16 protein-coding genes are annotated in these 17,682 nt (G+C 29.5%); all 16 read left to right on the forward strand.

Annotated features, from left to right (window positions below):
- The first annotated feature begins 32 nt into the window (after nucleotides 1-32).
- Nucleotides 33-1,409, forward strand: coding sequence for an NAD(P)/FAD-dependent oxidoreductase (locus SOR60_RS04675; RefSeq protein ID WP_154540791.1), 1,377 nt, complete (start codon nucleotides 33-35; stop codon nucleotides 1,407-1,409).
- Between the two features lie 5 nt (nucleotides 1,410-1,414).
- Nucleotides 1,415-2,236 carry an alpha/beta hydrolase gene (locus SOR60_RS04680; protein WP_320595341.1) on the forward strand — a complete coding sequence of 274 codons (822 nt, stop codon included), beginning with the start codon at nucleotides 1,415-1,417 and terminating at the stop codon, nucleotides 2,234-2,236.
- 163 nt (nucleotides 2,237-2,399) lie between these two features.
- Nucleotides 2,400-2,939 carry a translation initiation factor IF-3 gene (infC, locus tag SOR60_RS04685; protein WP_154540827.1) on the forward strand — a complete coding sequence of 180 codons (540 nt, stop codon included), beginning with the start codon at nucleotides 2,400-2,402 and terminating at the stop codon, nucleotides 2,937-2,939.
- A 9-nt stretch (nucleotides 2,940-2,948) separates the two neighbouring features.
- Nucleotides 2,949-3,149, forward strand: coding sequence for a 50S ribosomal protein L35 (rpmI, locus tag SOR60_RS04690; RefSeq protein WP_154540795.1), 201 nt, complete (start codon nucleotides 2,949-2,951; stop codon nucleotides 3,147-3,149).
- Between the two features lie 12 nt (nucleotides 3,150-3,161).
- Nucleotides 3,162-3,515: a 50S ribosomal protein L20 gene (gene rplT, locus SOR60_RS04695; RefSeq protein ID WP_154540797.1), complete on the forward strand. Its 354-nt coding sequence runs from the start codon at nucleotides 3,162-3,164 to the stop codon at nucleotides 3,513-3,515.
- Nucleotides 3,515-4,243 carry a TrmH family RNA methyltransferase gene (locus tag SOR60_RS04700; RefSeq protein ID WP_320595342.1) on the forward strand — a complete coding sequence of 243 codons (729 nt, stop codon included), beginning with the start codon at nucleotides 3,515-3,517 and terminating at the stop codon, nucleotides 4,241-4,243. The genes rplT and SOR60_RS04700 overlap by 1 nt, the downstream gene beginning before the upstream one ends.
- Nucleotides 4,244-4,462: 219 nt before the next feature.
- Nucleotides 4,463-5,485 (forward strand): phenylalanine--tRNA ligase subunit alpha, encoded by a 1,023-nt coding sequence (gene pheS / locus SOR60_RS04705; protein WP_320595343.1) that lies wholly within the window; start codon nucleotides 4,463-4,465, stop codon nucleotides 5,483-5,485.
- 8 nt (nucleotides 5,486-5,493) lie between these two features.
- Nucleotides 5,494-7,872 (forward strand): phenylalanine--tRNA ligase subunit beta, encoded by a 2,379-nt coding sequence (pheT, locus tag SOR60_RS04710; RefSeq protein ID WP_320595344.1) that lies wholly within the window; start codon nucleotides 5,494-5,496, stop codon nucleotides 7,870-7,872.
- An 8-nt stretch (nucleotides 7,873-7,880) separates the two neighbouring features.
- The gene (locus tag SOR60_RS04715; protein WP_320595345.1) at nucleotides 7,881-8,402 is read left to right on the forward strand and encodes a cell division protein ZapA; all 522 of its coding nucleotides are present in this window, start codon (nucleotides 7,881-7,883) and stop codon (nucleotides 8,400-8,402) included.
- The gene (locus tag SOR60_RS04720) at nucleotides 8,402-10,621 is read left to right on the forward strand and encodes a peptidase U32 family protein (protein WP_320595346.1); all 2,220 of its coding nucleotides are present in this window, start codon (nucleotides 8,402-8,404) and stop codon (nucleotides 10,619-10,621) included. Before SOR60_RS04715 ends, SOR60_RS04720 begins: the two co-directional genes overlap by 1 nt.
- Nucleotides 10,621-12,966: an endonuclease MutS2 gene (locus SOR60_RS04725; RefSeq protein ID WP_320595347.1), complete on the forward strand. Its 2,346-nt coding sequence runs from the start codon at nucleotides 10,621-10,623 to the stop codon at nucleotides 12,964-12,966. Before SOR60_RS04720 ends, SOR60_RS04725 begins: the two co-directional genes overlap by 1 nt.
- Nucleotides 12,967-12,980: 14 nt before the next feature.
- Nucleotides 12,981-14,687, forward strand: coding sequence for an arginine--tRNA ligase (gene argS / locus SOR60_RS04730; RefSeq protein WP_176269957.1), 1,707 nt, complete (start codon nucleotides 12,981-12,983; stop codon nucleotides 14,685-14,687).
- Nucleotides 14,687-15,400, forward strand: a complete 714-nt coding sequence (locus SOR60_RS04735; protein ID WP_320595348.1) for a hypothetical protein — start codon at nucleotides 14,687-14,689, stop codon at nucleotides 15,398-15,400. The genes argS and SOR60_RS04735 overlap by 1 nt, the downstream gene beginning before the upstream one ends.
- The gene (locus SOR60_RS04740) at nucleotides 15,401-16,501 is read left to right on the forward strand and encodes a tetratricopeptide repeat protein (protein ID WP_320595349.1); all 1,101 of its coding nucleotides are present in this window, start codon (nucleotides 15,401-15,403) and stop codon (nucleotides 16,499-16,501) included.
- A gap of 101 nt (nucleotides 16,502-16,602) precedes the next feature.
- Nucleotides 16,603-16,977, forward strand: a complete 375-nt coding sequence (locus SOR60_RS04745; RefSeq protein ID WP_320595350.1) for a RidA family protein — start codon at nucleotides 16,603-16,605, stop codon at nucleotides 16,975-16,977.
- Nucleotides 16,978-16,990: 13 nt separating this feature from the next.
- Entirely contained in the window at nucleotides 16,991-17,446 is a 456-nt protein-coding gene (locus tag SOR60_RS04750; RefSeq protein ID WP_176269960.1) for a redoxin domain-containing protein, read from the forward strand.
- The last annotated feature ends 236 nt before the right edge of the window (nucleotides 17,447-17,682 follow it).

Here is a 17,682-nt window from a genome sequence, read left to right on the forward strand (position 1 = left end):
ATGAATATCTTATATAAAAAGAAAGGAAGATTATGAGAGAATTTGATGTAGTTGTAGTAGGAAGTGGTGCTGCTGGTGCTTTTATGGCTTATGAGTTTAATAAGCTTGGCACAAATAAGTCTGTTTTAATAATAGATGGAGGTAGGAAAGTAGACCAAAGAAAATGCCCAATTACAGAAGGTAAGGTAGATTATTGTATAGGATGTAAGCCTTGCAATATAATGTATGGCTTTGGCGGTGCAGGTACTCTTTCTGATGGAAAATATAATATAACTACTAATTTTGGTGGTGACTTACATAACTACATAGGCGAAAAAAAGGCCTATGATTTAATGGAGTATGTTGACTCAGTCCTTATGAGCTTTGATAAGGGGGATGCTAAATTATATTCTACTGACAATACTAACTTAAAAAGTGAATGTTTAAGAAATGATCTCCATCTTCTTACAGCAAAGGTTCGTCATTTTGGTACAGAAAGAAATAGGGAAATCTTACAAAAAATTTATAATCAAGTTAAAGATAAAATAAACTTTGAATTTATGACTATGGTAGAAGAAGTTGAATTTAAAGATGGATTCTACTATGTTCATACGAATAAAACAGAAACTATTAAATGTAAGTATCTAGTTCTTGCAGCAGGAAGATCAGGTTCTAAGTGGATATCAGATACTTGCCAAGAGTTTGATGTAAATTTAATGAAAAATAGGGTTGATATAGGGGTTCGTGTTGAAGTTCCAGCAGAAGTTTTCAAACACATAACAGATCAAGTTTATGAGGCAAAGATAGTTTATCAAACTAAGCAATATAATGACCTTGTAAGGACATTTTGCATGAATCCATATGGAGAAGTTGTTACAGAAAATACAAATGGAATTATTACAGTTAATGGTCACTCCTATGCAGATCCTGCCTTAAGAACTGAAAATACAAACTTTGCCCTATTAGTTACTAATAAATTCACAGAACCATTTAAGGATTCAAATGAATATGGTGAATCAATAGCTAGAGTTTCAAATATGCTAGGTGGGGGAGTTTTAATGCAAAGATTTGGTGATCTTATCAAAGGAAGAAGATCATCAGAAAGAAGAATGAAAAAATCATTCTTAAAACCAACCTTAAATGCAACGGCAGGAGATTTATCTCTAGTTATGCCAAAAAGGCAATTAGACGACATAATAGAAATGATTTATGCTCTAGATAAGATTGCTCCAGGTATGGCAAATGATGATACTTTACTTTATGGAATAGAGGTTAAGTTCTATAATTCAGTAGTTGAAGTTGATGAAAATTTCGAAACAAGTAAAGAGAACCTATTTTGTCTTGGAGATGGGTCAGGAGTTACACACTCGCTTTCCCAAGCTTCAGCATCAGGGGTTCTTATGGCAAGAATATTAAATGAAAGAGATTAGTTTAAATGAAATACCTTTATAGGCATATAGAAAAGAAAGATGGAATAGTTTTAAGGGGAGTTGTTAATACACCAGATGACTTTGATTCAAGTAAAAAATATAAAACAGCTATTTTCTACCATGGTTTTTCTGGAGATAGGAATGGATCACATTGGTTTAGGATTTTAAATTCAAGATATTTAACAAAAAGGGGATATGTTTGTATAAGATTTGACTTTTCAGGTACTGGAGAAAGTGATGGTTCATTTTATGATATGACACTAACAAGAGAGCTTGATGAGGCAAGAATTATTTATGATTTTACTAAAAACTTAGACTTTGTGGATGATAGCAATATTTACTTTATAGGTCATTCTATGGGTGGTGTTATAAGTATTCTCCTAGCAGATGAACTAAAACCAAAAAAGATGAGCCTACTTGCTCCAGCAAGTGATATGAACAATCTTGAGCTTTTGAAAAAAACTGCCCTAAATCTTTATGATTATATTGATGAGAAAAATAGAGATAAAGATTTAAGCGATATAGAAAAGGTAAAGAAACTAGTTAGTATAAAAGATTTGGATGTTGGAGGACTTAGAATTCATAAGAATTTTCTTTTTGATATAATGGATTATGACATATATAAAAAAGCAAGTTTATATAAAGGTGAAGTTCAAATTATAAGGGGAGATCTTGATGATGTTGTTTTGGATGAGTCTAATATCAAACTAAATAGGTGTTTTAAAAATTCAAACTACCATGTTCTTGAAAATACTGATCATTCATTTACAAATTATGATCAAAGAATGCTCTTGTTTGAAATGATGTATGAATTTTTTGAAAAATAAAATTTGACAATAAAATAAGAATCTTGTATCATAACAAAAGAGAGTTAAAGAAGTACCCAATACTCACCTGCCGACAATTGTGTCTTCAGGTTACAATCTCTATTAGAAGAAATTTCTAATATATTATTGCTTTATTATGGGTACTTTTAGTACCCATTTTTTTATGCATATATTCGGAGGGAACATTATAAAAGATTTAAAAATTAATGAAGAAATAAGAGACAATAAGCTTAGACTAATTGATGAAGATGGAGAACAAATTGGTGTAGTATCTAAAAATGAAGCCTTAGATAGGGCTTTTGATAAACATTTGGATCTAGTATTAATGTCACCAAATGCTAAGCCACCAGTTGCAAGAATCATGGACTATGGTAAATATAAGTACGAACAAGAGAAAAAAGCTAAAGAAAACAAGAAAAAGCAAAAAACTATTCAAACTAAAGAAACAAGATTTAGCCTTAATATCGAAGATCATGATTTAGCAACAAAGGCAAATCAATCAAAGAAATTCCTTGACAATGGAGATAAAGTTAAGGTTTCTGTTAGGTTTAAGGGTAGAGAATTGGGTCATAAAAACTTAGGCTATGATTTATTAGATAAATTTATAGAAATGGTTGGAGATAGTGCTAAAATTGATAAGAAACCTCAAATGGAAGGTAGATCACTTGTACTATTCATCTCACCTAATAATGAAGAAAAATAGGAGGCTAACATGGCTAAAAACAAAATCAAAACTAAAAGAGCAGCTGCTAAAAGATTTAAAGTTACAGGCAGTGGAAAAATAAAAAGATATAAGGCTTATAAAGGACACCTTACAGCTAAAAAATCACCAGCAAGAAAAAGAAGATTAAGAAAATCTACAATTGCATCTAAGGGTGATCAAAAGAACATCAAGGTATTATTAAACATCTAATAGGGGGATTAAATGGCAAGAGTTAAAAGAGCAATAAATGCAAAAAAAAGACATAAAAAAGTTTTAAAACAAGCTAAAGGTTACTTCGGTTCAAAATCATTACTTTTCAAAACTGCTAACCAAGCTGTGATGAAATCTTTACAATATGCTTATATTGGAAGAAAAAGAAGAAAAAGAGATTTCAGAAAATTATGGATTGCTAGAATCAACGCTGCTGCTAGAGCAAATGGAACAAGCTATTCAAAGTTGATGGGTAATCTTAAGAAAGCTAACATTGAAATCAATAGAAAGATGCTAGCTGAAATAGCAGTATCAAATCCTGAAGAATTTACAAAATTAGTAGAATTAGCTAACCAAGCTGCTTAATGATTATAAAATCAGATTCTAACGAAAAATATAAATATATTTATAAATTAAAAAAGAAAAGGTATAGGAAAAAATACGGGGTCTTTGTAGTAGAATCTATAAAAATAGTAGAACAAATTCCTCCTGATATGGAGCTTTTGTTTATATTCGTAAATGAAGATATGAAAGATTTTCAAACAGACTATCCTAAAATAGTTTTTTCTAATAGTCTTTTTAACAGACTTTCAAGTCTTGAAAATCCTGAAGGAGTTTCAGCTTGTCTAAAGATTAAGGCCCCTAAACATATTTCTTCAAAAAAAGTACTATTATTAGATCACTTACAAGATCCAGGAAATCTTGGTACCATCATAAGAAGTGCTGAGGCTTTTGGTTTTAAGGATATAATATTATTAAATAATTGTGTTGATATCTATAATGAAAAGACTATAAGAGCTAGTATGGGATCTATTTTTAGGTTGAATTTTTTAGAATATTCAATAAATGAAGTAAAAGATTTGTTAAATGATTACAAGCTTATTTTGGCAGATATGGATGGGAAAAGTTCTGATTGTTTTAAGGATTTTAACAAGATAATTCTTGCTATAGGAAATGAAGCCAATGGGATAGGAAATGATTTAAGAAATCTTACAAATGATTTTATATCTATAAAGATGCAAGGTGGGATTGAATCACTAAATGCAGCTATTGCTGCATCAATATTAATGAATAATTTAGCCAAAGCGGACTAAAGCTATACTATCCAAGCAAAGCAAGTGGTAGATGATGAGAGGCCACCTTGTAACGGTATAGTAATTCACCGCCCAGCTTTGATACGAAACTAAGTAGTTGATACGGTTACGCGTTATAGTTATTAAGTGGGTTATTTATAACCAAATTAGGTGGTACCGCAGGCTAGTCTGTCCTTTTATAGGGCAGTTTTTTTGTACCAAAAATTATTGGAGGATTATATGAAAGAAGAATTAAAGGCCTTGGTAGAAGAAGCTACAAAGGCAATAGAAGAAAAAACAGACCTTAAATCCTTAGAAGAGTTAAGGGTTAAGTATTTAGGAAAAAAGGGAAAGATTACAGCTTTTAAGAAAAATATTTCCAAACTTCCAAACGAAGAAAAACCAATGGCAGGAAAGCTTATAAATGAAACTAGTAGAGAAGTTGAAAAAATACTAGAAAAGAGAAAAGAAATAATTAAAAAAGAACTTCTAGAAAAAAAGATAAAGGAAGAAAAGATAGATGTAACTGCAAATTTTGACATCTATGAAACTGGACATTTTTCAGTTATAAATCAAACTATGGCTGAACTTGAAGAAATATTTCAAAATATGGGATTTGATGTAGTAGAGGGGCCAGAAATTGATACTGTAAAAAATGTATTTGATGATCTTAACTCACCTAAAAATCACCCTTCAAGATCTCTTTCAGATACTTTCTATATAGATGAAGATACTCTTCTTCGCCCACATACATCTAGCATGCAAATTCGTGTTATGAATGAAGGAAAACTTCCAATTAAGATGGTATCAGCAGGAAGAGTATTTAGAAACGATGAAGTCGATGCAACTCACTCACCAATGTTTCATCAATTGGAATGTTTAGTTGTAGATGAGAATGTATCTCTTGCAAATCTTAAATCAACACTTGAAACATTTATAAAAGAAATGTTTGGCGATGACATGAAGATGCGTTATCGTCCTCACCATTTTCCATTTACAGAACCATCACTTGAAGTTGATGTAACTTGTCCATCATGCGGTGGCAAGGGATGTCCTGCTTGCTCAAATACTGGATGGTCAATGGAACTTTTAGGTGGAGGAATGGTTCATCCAAATGTATTAGAAAATTGTGGAATAGATAGTGAAAAATATACTGGTTTTGCCTTCGGTCTTGGAGTTGATAGAATTGCCATGGTTAAGTATGGACTAGATGATATTAGATTACTATTTGATAATGACAAGAGATTTATTAAACAATTCTAGGAGGAGAAATGTTAGTACCTTTAATTTGGCAAAAAGATTATATAAAATTAGATAAAGATTTAAAGACAATAACAGATAGACTATCAGAAACAGGTTCACATGTTGAAAGTGTATATACCATTTCTGATAAACTTGAAGGACTTGTAGTAGGAAAAGTTTTAAAACAAGTAAAGCATCCAAATGCAGATAAATTACAAGTTCTAACTATAGATATAGGAAGTGAAATCACTATAGTAACTTCAGCTAAAAATACTAAAGAAGGAGACTATCTTATAGTTATAAAATCTGGTTCTACTATTAATGGACAAAAAATAGATGATCATGATTTCTTTGGAATAACAAGCCAAGGTATGCTTACTTCATATAAGGAAATAGGATATGATGATTCTCTTATTGAAAAAAAATCAAAGGATGGAGTTATTGTACTATCTTCTGAATTTAAGCCTGGAACACCTGCAATTGAAGTTTTATATTCAAACACCCCAGTAATTGAGTATGAAATTACTCCAAATAGACCTGACTGTTTATCTATAATAGGAATGGCAAGAGAATCTGCAGCATCATTTAATAGTGAGATATCCTATCCATCAATAGATTATCCTACTGTATCTGATAAAAAGGAAGATTACTTTAAGAAAATTGAAATTAAATCAGATAAGTGTAAAAGATATACAGGAAGAATTGTAAAAAATGTTAAAGTAGGAGAATCTCCACAATGGCTTAAAAACTTATTAATGCTTGCTGGTATGAGACCTGTAAATAACATAGTAGATATAACAAATTTTGTAATGCTTGAAACAGGCCAACCACTTCACGCTTATGACCTTGAAAGTCTTGCTGATAGAAAAATTATAGTAAGAGATGCAAAAGAAGGAGAGCTCATAAAAACATTAGATGGTGTAGAAAGAAAACTTAACTCAGATGTACTTCTTATAGCTGACGGAAAAGAGGCTATAGGTATTGCAGGAATTATGGGTTCGATGGATAGCGAAATTACAGAAAACACAAAGACTATCCTACTAGAATCTGCAAACTTTGATTCAGATAATATTAGAAAGTCATCTAAAAGTTTAAATCTAAGAAGTGAAGCGAGTTCAAGATTTGAAAAACAAATTTCAGTAGAAAATTCTGAATTTGCATCAAAAAGAGTAATGAAATTAATAACAGATTTAGGACTTGGAGAAGTGCTTGAAGATAGCTTTGATGAAGGTTATAAAAATAGCGAAGAAAACGAAGTTAAACTTAGGATATCTAGACTAAATAGTTTAATAGGACATGAATTTTCTAAGGATGAAGCTATAAGTTATCTTAAATCCTTAGAATTTGAGGTAAGGGATTTAGATGAAGACACAATAATAGCGAAAATCCCTCATTTTAGGATGGATATTTCTATAGAAGCTGATCTTATAGAAGAGATTGCAAGGCTATATGGTATGGGAAAAGTTATTTCAAAACCACTATACTCATCACTTCAAAGAGGAGAGAAATCTCCTATGAGATTATTAAAAGATGATTTAAAGCTCAATCTTTTTGGTCAACAATTTTCAGAAATCACAACATACTCATTTATATCACCAAAGGAATATGATAAGCTAGGTATAAATGAGGACTCAAAACTTAGAGATTTTGTAAAAATAATTAATCCTTTGGGAGAAGACTACTCTGTAATGAGGACTACCTTACTTGCAAACATGCTCACTACAATCTCAAAAAACCTATCTTATAAACAAAAAGATTTAAGATTTTATGAAATTGGTACAAGTTTTGTAAAAACAGATGAGAAACTTCCTTCAGAAAGACAATACCTAAGTATGGGACTTTACGGAAATTACACTTTTTATAATCTTAAGGATTTCTTTATAAAGGCCATGGCAAGAACTGGATTTAGAGGTTTTGAATTTAAAACTGAAGAAAATGTCAAAGCTTTCCATTCAGGACGTTGTGCCAATATTTATTTTGATGGAAAAAAGATAGGAATAATGGGTCAAATATCTTATGAAAGTCTTGAAGCCTATAATATCAAAGGACTTGCTTTAGCATTAGAGATAGATCTCTCATTAATTGCTGATAAAAGACTTACTGATATAAGATACAAGCCTTTAGATAAGTATCCATCAAGTTTACGTGACTATTCGTTTATTTGTGATATAAATGTAGAAAGCAGGAAGATTGAGGATATAATAATAACTAGAGCAAAAGGTCTTGTAAGAAGTATAGAAATATTTGATATTTACCAAGGTGAACAAATTGAAGAAGGTAAAAAATCAATTTCATATAAGGTGGCTTTCGGTAAAAGCGATAGGACACTAAAAGATGAGGAAGTTGAAAAAATTGAAAAAGAATTTTTAAAGGATTTGGAAGAAAAAGACGTTGTTTTACGTAGTTAGGAGAAAATGTGGCAGAAAAAATCAAGGTTAATATTGCTGGCATGGATTACACTTTAACTAGTGAATTAGACAAGACTCAAATACAACAAATAGCAGCTTATGTTGACAAAAAAATTAAAGAAGTTGACAATGATAAGCTTACACGTGAAAATCAATTATTACTTGCAGCCCTAAATATAACAGATGAGATGTATAATCTCTTAATAAAACATAAAAAATTAAAAGATGAGGCTAAAGAGCCTATAGAAAAGTATCCAAGGTTAAGGGATGATTACCAATCCTTAATTATGGATTATGAGAAAGTTAAAGCTGACTTTGAAAAATCTAAAGATGATTTTATGGAATCTATGAAAAAAATAGACGATCTAAATTCAGTTATTAATAAGATTAAGCAAGAAATTGAGAATAAGGATAAGATTATAAAGTCTAAAGATAATAATCTTAAGAAATTAAGAGAAAACTTACAAAAACTTCAAGATGATAACCTTGACCTTAACAAGAAGGTCAAGGAGCTTGAAAAGGACTTATAATGAGAAATACTGAAATATTAGCTCCTGTTGGTAAAATGTCCATGCTGTATGCAGGTCTTGCCGCAGGGGCTTGTAGCTTTTACTTGGCTCTTGATGATTTTGGGGCGAGAGCCTATGCTAAAAACTTTTCAATTGATAATATAAAGGAAGTAATCGATCTGATTCATCTATTTGATAGGAAGGTATTTATAACTATAAATACCCTAATAAAAGATGAAGAGATGGACAAGGCTTTATCATATCTTGAAAAATTAATTGAGTATGGCGCAGATGGAATATTAATCCAGGATATAGGATTTTACTCTCTAATAAAAGACATAAAAAGAGATGGAGAAAAAAAGATTGAATTTCATGCTTCAACTCAAATGGCAATAAAAGATTATGATGGTGCTAAAGCCCTTAAAGATTTAGGATTTGATAGGATAGTTATAGCAAGAGAAACCCCAATAGATGAGATAAAAAAAATAGCAAAGCTTGACATAGATACGGAAGTTTTTGTTCATGGCTCACTTTGTGTATCTTACTCTGGGGAGTGTCTTTTATCATCTTATTTAGGTAGAAGGTCTGCTAACAGAGGTAGGTGTGCTGGAATTTGTAGAAAAAAATATAAGCTTATAAATAATGGCAAGGTATTAGGATATGATTACTATCTTTCAATGAAGGATTTAAATACAATAGATAATATAGAAGAGTTAGTAAAAGCAGGAGTAGATTCTTTGAAAATAGAAGGTCGTATGAAGACAGATGAATATGTCTATAATACTGTAAGAAACTATAAAAGTATGCTTGAAGAATCTACATATAATAATGACGAAATAGAAGATATATCAAACAGATCTTATACCAAGGGTTTTATTTTTGGACAAAAAAGAAACTATCTTGCTTTAAGTAATGAAAATAAACATAGGGTTATAGGAAAAGTTTTTGAAAAATCAAAGGATAAGTTTTTTAAGTCAAACTCAAAGCTAAGAAAGGGATCTATCCTTGAGGTTGTAACAAATAAAAACAAGACCCTACCACTTACCTTAACAAGTGACTTAAATAATGGAGATGTCTTAAAATTAAAAGATTTTAAGGATGCAAAAATAGGCTCAAATATAAGTTTATTAAATTCATCAATTCTTAAAGAAAATTTAGAAGATGGACTAAGTTCCTATAAAAATCTTCCGCTTGATATTTCTTTTGTAGGAAGATTAGGGGAATATCCTAAAATAAGCTTAAGCTATAAAGATATAAAGGTAAATTTTCTTGGAAAGAGTAAAATAGAAAGGGCTAATAAAGTTTCCTTAAGTGAGGAGGATATAAGAGAAAATCTTTCAAAGCTTGGAAACACCATCTATAAGGTAAAAAATATAGATATAAGTATAGATGATAATATCTTTATTAAAAAAAAGGATATAAATGAGCTTAGAAGAAATGCAATTTATATCTTAAATAATAAAAGATTAGAGCCTTATTATAAGAAAAATCCCAACATTAAAAAGAGAAATTTAAAAGAAAATAGGGAAATTAAAAGAGAAAAAAATGTAGAACTCTTATCAAATAATATTGATAGAGGCTTACTTGATGATTTTGATAATGTTTATGTAAGAGCATTTGATAAGTCTTTTTCCGGACTTAATCTTTATTATATATTAGATGCTGATAAGTCCTATAATAAAAAAGAATTAATAAATTATTTATTAGAAAATGAATTTAAAGGAGTGATTTTTAATAATTACAAAGATTTTGTTCTTATAGATGACCTAAGAAAAAATAAGTTGAAAATTAGGATAGGTAGATACTTAAATGTGTTTAATTCCTACTCATTTGACTTTTATGATAAATTTTCTGAAATGATATCATCTTCTGTGGAAAACTCTTTTGAAAATATTAATAAAAACTCTAAAAGATACAAGACTGAGATATTAGCTTATGGACCAATTGAACTTATGAATATGAGAAATTGTCCATTTTCATCCATTAAAAAATGTGGTTTAAATGGTTGTGAAAAATGTATTTTTAATGATTCACAAATAGAAGATGAAGATGGTAATTTATTTGATATAAAAAGAAGTGATTATATATCTAGGATTTATTCAAGAAAAATCACAAAAATTGATTTGAAAAAACTTGAAAACTCAGTATCCTTATTATACTTAGTAAGAAATAATGATGATATTATAAATATTAAGAATACAAAGATTAACAATCTAGGCTATGATAGAGGTGTTATTTAATGCAGACAAAAACTTTAGAAGTCTTAGAATTTGATAAGATATTAGATATGATAAAAAATTATGCTAGAAGTAAGCTTGTATCTGACATGATTTTAAATACAAGACCCATAAATGATAAGGAAAAAATTCAAAGGGAACTAGACCAAACAGGAGCCATGCTTGAAGTCATAGTAGAAAATGGAAATATAGATCTTTTTGGACTTTATGATTTTAACAAAATCATAGGATATGTAAGAAAAAAAGGGGTTCTTGAGCCTGTTGAACTTCTTAAAGTTCTTGATTTATTAAGGTCTAGTGCATATCTTAAAGAGTATGGTGAAAATATTGAAGATTCATATATAAAAGACTTATTTAATAGGATATCTACAGATGATTTTCTTAAAAATGAAATAGAAAGATCTATTATATCTGAAGATGAAATAGCAGATAATGCCTCATCAAATCTTAGGTCAATAAGAAAAAGAAAGACTAAAAAGGAAGAAGAAATAAAAAATAAGCTTTCTTTTTATATATCATCATCTAAATTTGATGATGCTCTTCAAGACAAGGTTGTATCAATTAGAGATGGAAGATACGTTCTTCCAGTAAAGACTAATAAAAAATCAATTTTTAATGGTATTATTCATGATAGGTCAGCAAGTGGAAACACACTTTTTATAGAACCACATACTATAGTTGAATTAAATAACGACCTATCAAACCTTGAAATAGAAGAAAATGATGAGATAAGAAGAATACTTGATAGGCTTTCTAGATTTGTAGAAGGCTTTGATGTGGAGATTTTAGAAAATCAAAAACTTATTGCAAGAATCGACTTCTTACAAGCTAAAGCAAAATTTGCCTTAGCCAATAAATATAGTAAGCCAAATCTTACTGATAAGAAAAAATTAAAGCTAAAAAATGCCATCCACCCACTATTGAAAGGAAAGGTAGTTCCTATAAATGTAGAAATGGGAGATGGTTACAATACCTTAATTATAACTGGACCAAACACAGGTGGGAAAACTGTATCTTTAAAGACAGTAGGTCTTGTAAATCTTATGGCTCAGTCGGGATTTTTTATACCATGTGATGAAGATAGCCTTGTAAATATATTTGATGATATATTCTTAGATATAGGAGATACCCAATCTATAGAATTGAGTTTATCAACATTTTCTGCTTCTTTAACCAATATTGTCAAAATAACAGAAAATGTTACAGATAAATCATTAGTATTATTAGATGAGCTAGGTTCAGGAACAGATCCTACGGAAGGTGCAGCTCTTGCTATAGCAATTTTAAACTTTCTTAAAAATAAAAAGGCCATGACTTTTGCAACAACTCATTATTCTGAGCTTAAATATTATGCTCTAGAAAGTGAAGATGTAATGAATGCATCGGTTGAATTTGATATAGAAACCCTATCTCCAACCTATAAATTAATTATAGGAACTCCTGGAAAATCTAATGCATTTGAAATTTCAAAAAGATTGGGACTTGATAGTGAGATTTTGGCTAATGCTAAGTCTTTACTGTCTGATGAGAATAAAAACTTCAATACAATATTAGAACAATTGGATAAAAACAAAAAAGATCTTGAAAAGAAAAATAAAGAGATTGAAAGTTACAAGAAAAAGATTAAACAAGCTCGTAATAATCTTCTAGATCTTTCTAAAAAAATAGAAAAACAAAAAGAAAAAATCATAAAAGATGCAGAAGATAAGGCAAATGAAATAATAGAGGCGGCGAATGAATCATCTCAAGAGATGCTGAAAATGGCTAAAAAATCTAGAAATGCTAATACATCTAACATTGATAGGTCCTTAAATGAAATTAGAAATAAATACAAATCATCAAGAATTGAAAGAGATGAGAAAAATATAGGACCAAAACTAAGCAAAAATGCCCCAGAAACCTTAAAGGTTGGAGATATAGTAATTATAGAAGGCTTAAATGAAAAGGCTGAAGTTATAGAAGCTCCAGATGAAAAGGGTAATATAAAAGTACAGATGGGTATTTTAAAAATGGAGTCAAATATCAAAAACGTCACCAAGACTAGGTCAAAGGATAAAATAAGGGAAAATATCAATAAAATCTATAAGACGAAAAAGGCTATGTATATATCACCAACTCTTGATTTAAGAGGGCAAAGATATGATGAAGCTTTAAGAAACTTCGATAAGTACTTAGATGATGCAATTTTAGCAGGGCTTGATCAAGCAAAAATCATACATGGCAAGGGGACAGGAGCCTTAAGAAAAGGTATAAATGATTATCTAAAGAATAACACAAGAATTGATTCATACAGGCCGGGTAATGAAAAAGAAGGTGGATTTGGTGTTACTGTAGTGAAATTCAAATAGAATCTGGAGGATAAATGAGAGATTTAAAAGAAATTATAGCAAATAAGCTATGTGATATGGATTTAGGCATTGAAAAGAGTGCAATATATAAGCTTATTGAAATACCACCTAGAGATGATATGGGAGATTTTTCTTTTCCGTGCTTCTCGTTGGCTAAAACTTTAAGAAAAAATCCTGCTCTTATAGCAAAAGAGATTAAAGAAAAATTAGAAAAGGAAGAAAAGACTTATTTTGAAAAGGTAGAAAATCTAAATGCCTATCTTAACTTTTATATTGACAGGAAATTTATACAAAATGAAGTTTTAAATGAAATTTTAGAAAAAAAAGAAGATTATGGAAGGTCTAATATGGGAAAAGGAAAGACCATAGTATTAGATTTTTCATCTGTAAATATAGCAAAGCCTTTCCATATAGGTCATATTAGGTCAACAGTTATAGGAGATGCTATTAGGAATATATTTAATTTTCTAGGATACAAGACTGTAGCAAGTAACTATATTGGAGACTATGGTACTCAATTTGGAACTATGATTGCAGCCTATAAACTTTGGGGAGATGATGATAAGCTAAATGAAAATCCCATAAAAGAGTTATTAAACTTATATGTAAGATATAATAACGAGGCGGCTTTAAATGAAGAAATGATGGATGTTGCTAGAGATGAGTTTAAAAAACTTGAAGAAGGAGAAGATGAATCGGTAAGACTTTGGTCTTGGTTTAAGGAAATCTCCTTTAAGGAATTTGATAGGGTTTATAAGTTACTAGATATAGACTTTGATAATTACGATGGAGAATCTTATCATTCTGAATTTATACCAGCTGTTATAAAAGAATTAGAAGAGAAAAATCTTTTAGTAGAATCAGATGGGGCAAAGATTATAGACTTAGGTGAAGATGACTTGCCACCAGCTATTATTATAAAATCCAATGGTTCTTCTGCTTATATAACTCGTGATATTGCTACAGCCATAAATAGAAAAAAAGTTTATGACTTTTATGAAAATTTATATGTTGTTGCAACCCAACAAAATCTACACTTTAGGCAATTATGGAAGATATTAGAGCTTATGGGATATGATTTTTATAAAGATTGTAAGCATATCCCTTTTGGTATGGTAAGTTTAAAAGATAAGACCCTATCAACTAGAAAAGGTCAAGTTGTTTTCTTAGAAGATGTATTAAATAAAGCAATAAATAAAACTAAGGAGATTATGAAAAACAGGGATACTGATATAGAAGATATTGATAAGACATCCAGAATAGTTGGGATAGGTGCTGTTAAATTCCAAGAACTTTACAACAATAGGATAAAAGACTATGTCTTTGATTGGGATGAACTTTTAAACTTTGAAGGAGAAACTGGTCCATATGTTCAATATACTTATGCTCGTGCTAAAGCTGTTTTAAGAAAAGCAGGAGTAGAAGAAATGACTTCTATGGATTTTTCTCTATTAAACTCAGATGAAGAATTCATTTTAATTAAATCACTAAGAAGTTTTGAAGACACAATAGTTAAGGCAAGAGATAGGTATGAACCTTCACTTATTTCAAGAAAGATAATGGAAATATCTCAAAATTTCAATAAATTCTACAATTCATCAAAAATAATGGTGGATGATGAGAATCTTAAAAATCAAAGGCTTGCTCTAGCGCTCGCAACATCGGTAGTGATTAAAGTAGGTTTAAGTTTATTAGGTATTAAAACTGTGGAGAAAATGTAATGATGGGAAGAATAAAAGATTTTTTAGAATGTTCAAAGTATGCCTTTACTGAGACTGTTAAAAAATTAAAAAGATCATACATTCTTTTTATCTTTATAGTAATAAGGTCAATGTTTGAAGGAATGAGGGGGATAGTTTCTTTTGATCAATCTTTTGAATCTTCACTTTTTTCATCACTTATTAACTATTTTATAGAGATTACTATCTTATGCTTTATAGCTCAGTCTTTAAGGTCAATTGTCTTATATAATAACACAGGTAAGAAATCTATAGAAAATTCAATCTCAAACTTTTTCTATCTAGTTATGAGTGCTGTATTTTGTATTTATATAATGGAGTTTGTTATAAATAACCTAACACAAGTACTAAGTCCAGGCCTTAGGATTTTGATTTTGTTTTTGTTTAAAATTATAACATCAGCCTTTTTGGAATTAGTTTATATAGAAAATGTTTATGGATTTTCGATTATAGGGGAATCCTTTAGATTTGTTAAAAATAATATTTTAACATGGGGAGTTTATGCAGTAATCTTTACTTTTATTGAAGGAGTTTTAATAAAACAAATAGGATTAAATGTATTAAATATGTCTAATGAGGCAATATTTATAATGTTACTGGCCCTATGGGATACCTTCTTTTTATTATTTAAAGGAAACTTATTTAAATTTTTAAATAAGCATTCATACAGGCAAAGAAAATTTATGAGAGGTTAAATGAAAAAAATAGATCAATACTTTTTAGATTTTACAGACAAACTTGCATATATTGACTTGAAAAAAGATTCTTCATATGAATTATTAAACAAAACACCACTTGCTTTATATACTGATGATATGTCAGAAAATATTATAAGTGGAGACTTTGAAAATAGAATAAAACTTAATATAATACTTGATGGACTTATAATAAATATTGCCATAGATCCTGATTTCAAGTATAAGCAATCTTATATAAAAATTCTCGAAAACTATTTAGAAAAAATAGGAGCTTATACAGCCCAAAGAGCTTTAAAAATAGGAAATAAAAAACCAGAAAAAGCTCTATTGCTCTTAAGGGGAGGCTATATTATAAATCCCTTTGATAAGTATAATGCCTATAATTATGCAAGAGCTTTGTGGCCTAAAGCATATGAAGATACAAAATATAAGGATGAATTCATAAAAGAGGCTTTAAGAATACTTCAAGAAATAATTTTACAAGATGAAGATTTTCCATTATCATATTATGAATTAGGAAATATCTACCAAAATCTTGGAGAATATATAAAAGCAAGAAGTTATTATGAAAATGCCCTACGTAGAACAGAAGATTTAGATGCAAAAGATGAAATAAGATCTAAAATATCAACTATATTTGATAATGCCGAAATAGAAGAGGCTCTTTATTATATAGGAAAGGGAAACTATGAAAAGGCTATGGGGATACTTACAAGATTATTATCAAAAACAAAAAGAGCAGATGCCTATTATTATCTGGGAGTTTGTTATCAAAATATAGGACAATATGAAAATTCTAGTCTTGCTTTTGAAAACTCCCTTGATAAGGGTGGAGAATTTAGGCAACTTTATAATGACTATTCCATAAGCCTATATGCCTTAGATAAAAAAATAGAGGCAATAGAGATAATTAACAGTGGTCTTAAAAAATATCCAGAAGATCCTAGAATGATCTATAATAGGATACAAATAAATATAGATTTAGGAAATTTAAAAAAAGCAAAAGAAGATATAGATAATCTTGAAACATACGATGACCTATCAGATGAGTTAAGTCGTAATCTACAAATAATAAAAGATCAATTTAACCTAAACTAAGGAAAATCCCCAAATATTCTTGGGGATTTTTTACTTGCCTTAAAGATAAAATAAAAGTATGTTAATAGATAAGATATCGTTTTTTATTTAAGGAGGATTAAATGAAAGTAATTGAAACTAAAAACGCACCAGCAGCAGTAGGAGCTTATTCACAAGGAATAGTAACAAATGGATTTGTATATTCATCAGGACAACTTCCACTAGTTCCAGAAACAGGTGAGTTAATTTCAGATGATATAAAGAAAGCTACAAAAAGATCACTAGAAAATATTAAAAATATAATCGAAGAAGGTGGATCAAGTATAGAAAAAATAGTCAAAGTAAATATCTTCTTAGCAGACATCAATGATTTTGCTGCTGTAAATGAAGTATATGCAGAATTTTTTGGAGATCATAAACCAGCAAGAAGCTGTGTTCAAGTGGCTCACCTTCCAAAAGATGGTTTATTAGAAATTGAAGCCATAGCTGAAATTTAATAAGTGTTAAGATATGACAATTATAAAAAAGGGTGAAAAAGCACCATTGTTCAATATAAAGGATCAAAATGCAAAAGATGTAAACTTAGAAGATTTCAAAGGTAAAAAAGTAATCCTATCTTCTCATCCATTAGCTTTTACAGCGGTATGTACCGATCAAATGAGATCTCTTGAAAGAAATTTTGATAGAATTCAAGAAAAAGGAGAGACTGTAGTAATAGGCTTATCTATAGATCCTCAACCATCAAAAAAAGCATGGGCAAGTGCTATTAACATAGATAAGGTAAGACTTGCATCAGACTTTTTCCCATTAGGAAAAGTAGCAAAGGCTTATGGTATTTTTAATGAAGAAAATTCTGCTAGTAAAAGAGCTAATATCATTATAGATGAAGAAGGAATTGTTAAGCGGTCAAAAGAATATCCACAAACTGAATTACCTGATATAGAAGAAGTAATAAAAAATTTGTAAAAATATTTGACAAAACAAAATAAAAATAATATACTAATATAGCTGTCAAAAAGATAGATATATTTTTTTTATATTAAAAGCCAAATTGCTAAAATAAAAAAGCAAAGAAGCGAAAGAGCAAGTCAAAATAAAAAAACAAAAAAAGACTTGACAAAACAAAATATCAAATGTATATTATAATAGTCGTCACTGAGAAAGAAGAGTCAAAAGAAAAGAAACTTGAAAAAAGTTAATAA

The sequence above is a fragment of the Anaerococcus porci genome, assembly GCF_034090325.1.
Taxonomy (GTDB): domain Bacteria; phylum Bacillota; class Clostridia; order Tissierellales; family Peptoniphilaceae; genus Anaerococcus; species Anaerococcus porci.

Bases quoted from the DNA above. Each gene is read 5' to 3' on its own strand.
- SOR60_RS04675 (WP_154540791.1), top strand. From the start codon at position 33: ATGAGAGAATTTGATGTAGTTGTAGTAGGAAGTGGTGCTGCTGGTGCT.
- SOR60_RS04680 (WP_320595341.1), top strand. From the start codon at position 1,415: ATGAAATACCTTTATAGGCATATAGAAAAGAAAGATGGAATAGTTTTA.
- infC (WP_154540827.1), top strand. From the start codon at position 2,400: ATGCATATATTCGGAGGGAACATTATAAAAGATTTAAAAATTAATGAA.
- rpmI (WP_154540795.1), top strand. From the start codon at position 2,949: ATGGCTAAAAACAAAATCAAAACTAAAAGAGCAGCTGCTAAAAGATTT.
- rplT (WP_154540797.1), top strand. From the start codon at position 3,162: ATGGCAAGAGTTAAAAGAGCAATAAATGCAAAAAAAAGACATAAAAAA.
- SOR60_RS04700 (WP_320595342.1), top strand. From the start codon at position 3,515: ATGATTATAAAATCAGATTCTAACGAAAAATATAAATATATTTATAAA.
- pheS (WP_320595343.1), top strand. From the start codon at position 4,463: ATGAAAGAAGAATTAAAGGCCTTGGTAGAAGAAGCTACAAAGGCAATA.
- pheT (WP_320595344.1), top strand. From the start codon at position 5,494: ATGTTAGTACCTTTAATTTGGCAAAAAGATTATATAAAATTAGATAAA.
- SOR60_RS04720 (WP_320595346.1), top strand. From the start codon at position 8,402: ATGAGAAATACTGAAATATTAGCTCCTGTTGGTAAAATGTCCATGCTG.
- SOR60_RS04725 (WP_320595347.1), top strand. From the start codon at position 10,621: ATGCAGACAAAAACTTTAGAAGTCTTAGAATTTGATAAGATATTAGAT.
- argS (WP_176269957.1), top strand. From the start codon at position 12,981: ATGAGAGATTTAAAAGAAATTATAGCAAATAAGCTATGTGATATGGAT.
- SOR60_RS04735 (WP_320595348.1), top strand. From the start codon at position 14,687: ATGATGGGAAGAATAAAAGATTTTTTAGAATGTTCAAAGTATGCCTTT.
- SOR60_RS04740 (WP_320595349.1), top strand. From the start codon at position 15,401: ATGAAAAAAATAGATCAATACTTTTTAGATTTTACAGACAAACTTGCA.
- SOR60_RS04745 (WP_320595350.1), top strand. From the start codon at position 16,603: ATGAAAGTAATTGAAACTAAAAACGCACCAGCAGCAGTAGGAGCTTAT.
- SOR60_RS04750 (WP_176269960.1), top strand. From the start codon at position 16,991: ATGACAATTATAAAAAAGGGTGAAAAAGCACCATTGTTCAATATAAAG.